The organism is Thermosynechococcus sp. OHK43, from assembly GCF_014466085.1.
Lineage (GTDB): Bacteria > Cyanobacteriota > Cyanobacteriia > Thermosynechococcales > Thermosynechococcaceae > Thermosynechococcus.
This window is the reverse complement of the sequence record NZ_JACOMP010000088.1, coordinates 1-2,956: the sequence shown is the minus strand read 5'-3', so window position 1 is coordinate 2,956 and position 2,956 is coordinate 1. Positions and strand designations below refer to the sequence as shown.

The following is a 2,956-nucleotide window of genomic DNA, read 5'->3' as shown; positions in this document are numbered from 1 at the left end:
GTGAACTGGCCAGTTGTTTGTGGACATCGTGGAGCAGTTGGCGGGTTTTCACCACCAGGTGTTGTCGTTGGCTGGGGGACAGATCGTTGTAGTGGGCATAGGCTGCCGCTGTTTTCTGCCAGCGATCGCGCACCTGAGGAGGCAGTTGTTGCAGAGGGGCCTGCGTTAACGCTTCGTGTAAATACTCATTGAACCGATAGGTATTGCCCTGAAGGTTACAAAAACCCCGCTCCGTTTCAATGGCAAGGGCGCGTTGTAGGCGTGGCCAGTCAAGGGACACAGGAGGCCTCCTTACCTAAGGTTCACCATCCATGACCTCGGGAACACGCGCGGTCGCATCTGCGGCGTCATTGGCTTTCCACGTTTGCCACCATGCGCGACTGGCCTTGAGAACCAAATATTGCCGCTGTTTTTTGTGGAGTTGTTTTTGCAGGGTGGCCAGACGCGCTTCCAGTTGGCGAATTTGACTGCGCTGATTGGCGAGGGGGGGGTGCTGAAACTCCAATTCCTCAAGTTGCAGATAAATAGCTGCGATGGGGTGATGGCTCGAGGATTCCCTGGAGGACTCACTTGTGTCTTGCTTCTCTTCGCCTTCCTCTTGCGGCTTCTGCTCATCCAGCATCATGGTCAACAGATGGGGAATCCGCCCTAGGGGACGATTTTCCGCCTGACTGGCAATCTCTAAAATCACCGCGATTGGGGCAGGCGGTAAGATAGCTGCCCGTTGCAGCAGATGGTTAATCTTGAGCGAACTTTGATAAAGGACTTGGCTCAATTGCTGCGGTAGGGAGGTAGGGTCCTGTGAGCTTGTTGAGTCTTCCTCCCCATTCGTCGCCTCTTGGGCTGGAGTTTGGTCTGCTTGGCCGCGGGGTTGTAGGCCTAAGATAGTACTCTCCAAGGCGATCGCCAGTTCAGCAATCTGACGCTGAAGTTCCTGCCGCTCGGCATCCTCAAGGCTCAAAAATTGCTCTGGAAAGACTTGGGTGCACACCTGATAACTCACGGTGATCAACTGCTGACGGGCAATGGGGGCGAGCATCTCCAAATAAACATCATAAAGCTGACGCATTTCCGCCAACGCGGTCAATAGCATCCCCTGCAACCCTAAAATTTCCCGCTCAACGGCTTCTAAGTTACCGGACATACAGGCCTAAACTGGCATAACGGCAAAACAGTGCTGCTGCGTTTAAGAAGACTGTTTCTACAATCTATTACAAAATCTTGGTGAGCATAGACTATTTGCCGACTCATGGCAAGATAGTGGGGTTGCAAAGGTAAGGCAGAAACGTGGATATTATTCTTTGTCTACAAGCAGTCATCCTCGGCTTGGTGCAAGGCATTACAGAGTTTTTACCCATTAGCAGTACCGCTCACCTGATTCTCTTTAGTGATCTGTTGGGGTGGAAGAGTGTCTGGCACAAAACGGCCCTAGATGCGATGCAGTTTGGAAGTGTGATCGCAGTTTTTGGGTATTTTTGGCAGGATATTCGTCAAATTGTCCAAGGGGCTTGGCAGGCATGGCAGCGGCGGGATTGGCAGCGAGAGGAATGGAAGTTATTGGTTGGTATTGCGGTAGGCACCATCCCTGCATTAGCGGCAGGACTGCTTCTGAAATTGGCCAAAGTGGAGTTGGATCAGCCTCAGGTCATTGCCACGATGGCGATCGCCATGGCGATTCTCCTGGGCCTAGCGGAAAAGTGGGGTTCCCGTAAACGCACGTATCAGGACATTGGCATTTTGGATGGCTTTTTAGTGGGGTGCGGCCAGATGATTGCCCTGTTACCGGGGGCTTCACGCTCAGGCTCCACGTTGACTGCGGCTTTAGCTTTGGGACTAGAGCGGCAGACGGCGGCGCGCTTTTCCTTTCTGTTGGGCATTCCCACTCTGACGATCGCCACACTGGTGCAAGCCAAAGATGTTTTTGATCAAGGCACCCTCTTCATTCCCCTTGTGATTGCCATGCTATCGAGTATGGTGTTTTCCTATCTGGCGATCGCTTGGCTGCTACGGTTCCTGCAACGCCATTCCACTTGGATCTTTATCTGGTATCGGATTGGCTTGGGAGCTGCGTTGTGGGGTGCGATCGCCCTCGGTAGTCTGCAAACCTAAAGAACAACATTTAGCAAAATTTAACCTTATCTGTGGTTGAGATCACAGGGAAATGAGGGATATCTGAGCATAGTAGGTATGGGATAGTGAAATCAAGGAAGCTGTACAGAGGCGCGATTGCTATCCAACCCCATCAAGCCAGTAAGGCACACCTGGATCTGCTTATTTTTTTGGCCACAGTAGGAAACCCCAAGCGTGTGTTCTATGTTCAGCACGACAGGCAACACCGACCTAAAGCATTCCACCCTTTCGCTGTTGCAGGCATACCAAGATAACCCTGCACCGGAATTGCGGAATCGCCTTGTTGAGTTGAACATAGGATTGGTACGCAAGGAAGTCCATCGCTGGGTACGGTGCACCCAAGAAAGCTTTGACGATCTCATGCAAGTGGGCACCCTTGGTCTCATTCACGCCATTGAACGCTTTGACCCAACTAAGGGGGTGGCCTTTAGTTCCTTCGCGATTCCCTATATTCGCGGTGAAATTCAACACTACCTGCGGGACAAAAGTCCCCAAATTCGCGTGCCCCGACGTTGGCAAACATTGCAAAGCCAAGGAAAGCGAGTCATTCGGGAATTACGCCAACAACTGGAGCGCCCCCCCACCGATAGCGAAATTGCCCAGGCCCTCAATGTCCCCCTTGAGGAATGGCAGGAGGCAAAATTTGCCAGCTACTACACCACCCCTGTTAGCCTCGATGCCCCTACCTTTGAGGGTGAGGAAGAGGCCGTTGCCCTCGGTGACGTCGTGCCCGATCAACGGTACCAAAGTTTTCAGCTGGCCGAGGAAGATCGGATTCGTCTGCAGCAGTGTCTGCGTAAACTGGAAGCCCGCACCTGTCAAATTC

The 2,956-nt window shown here is 52.5% G+C and carries 3 protein-coding genes and 1 pseudogene; 2 read left to right on the top strand and 2 right to left on the bottom strand.

Features of this window, described 5'->3' with window-relative positions; translation table 11 throughout:
- Together H8Q75_RS03725 and H8Q75_RS03720 are read right to left on the bottom strand one after the other, a co-directional pair.
- A pseudogene (locus H8Q75_RS03725) lies at window positions 1-280 on the bottom strand (DNA helicase RecG); the annotation flags it as partial.
- Between the two features lie 15 nt (window positions 281-295).
- Complete coding sequence (locus H8Q75_RS03720; RefSeq protein WP_297040628.1) at window positions 296-1,144, bottom strand: hypothetical protein; 849 nt, start codon at window positions 1,142-1,144, stop codon at window positions 296-298.
- Between the two features lie 143 nt (window positions 1,145-1,287).
- Between H8Q75_RS03720 and H8Q75_RS03715 the strand changes: the two genes are divergently transcribed.
- A complete protein-coding gene (locus H8Q75_RS03715) occupies window positions 1,288-2,109 on the top strand; it encodes an undecaprenyl-diphosphate phosphatase (protein WP_024125658.1) in 822 nt (273 codons plus the stop codon).
- A 204-nt stretch (window positions 2,110-2,313) separates the two neighbouring features.
- A partial coding sequence (locus H8Q75_RS03710; protein WP_297040623.1) for a sigma-70 family RNA polymerase sigma factor occupies window positions 2,314-2,956 on the top strand: 643 nt, incomplete at its 3' end.

Excerpts from the sequence above, each read along its gene's own strand:
- H8Q75_RS03720 (WP_297040628.1), bottom strand. The coding sequence starts at position 1,144 with ATGTCCGGTAACTTAGAAGCCGTTGAGCGGGAAATTTTAGGGTTGCAG.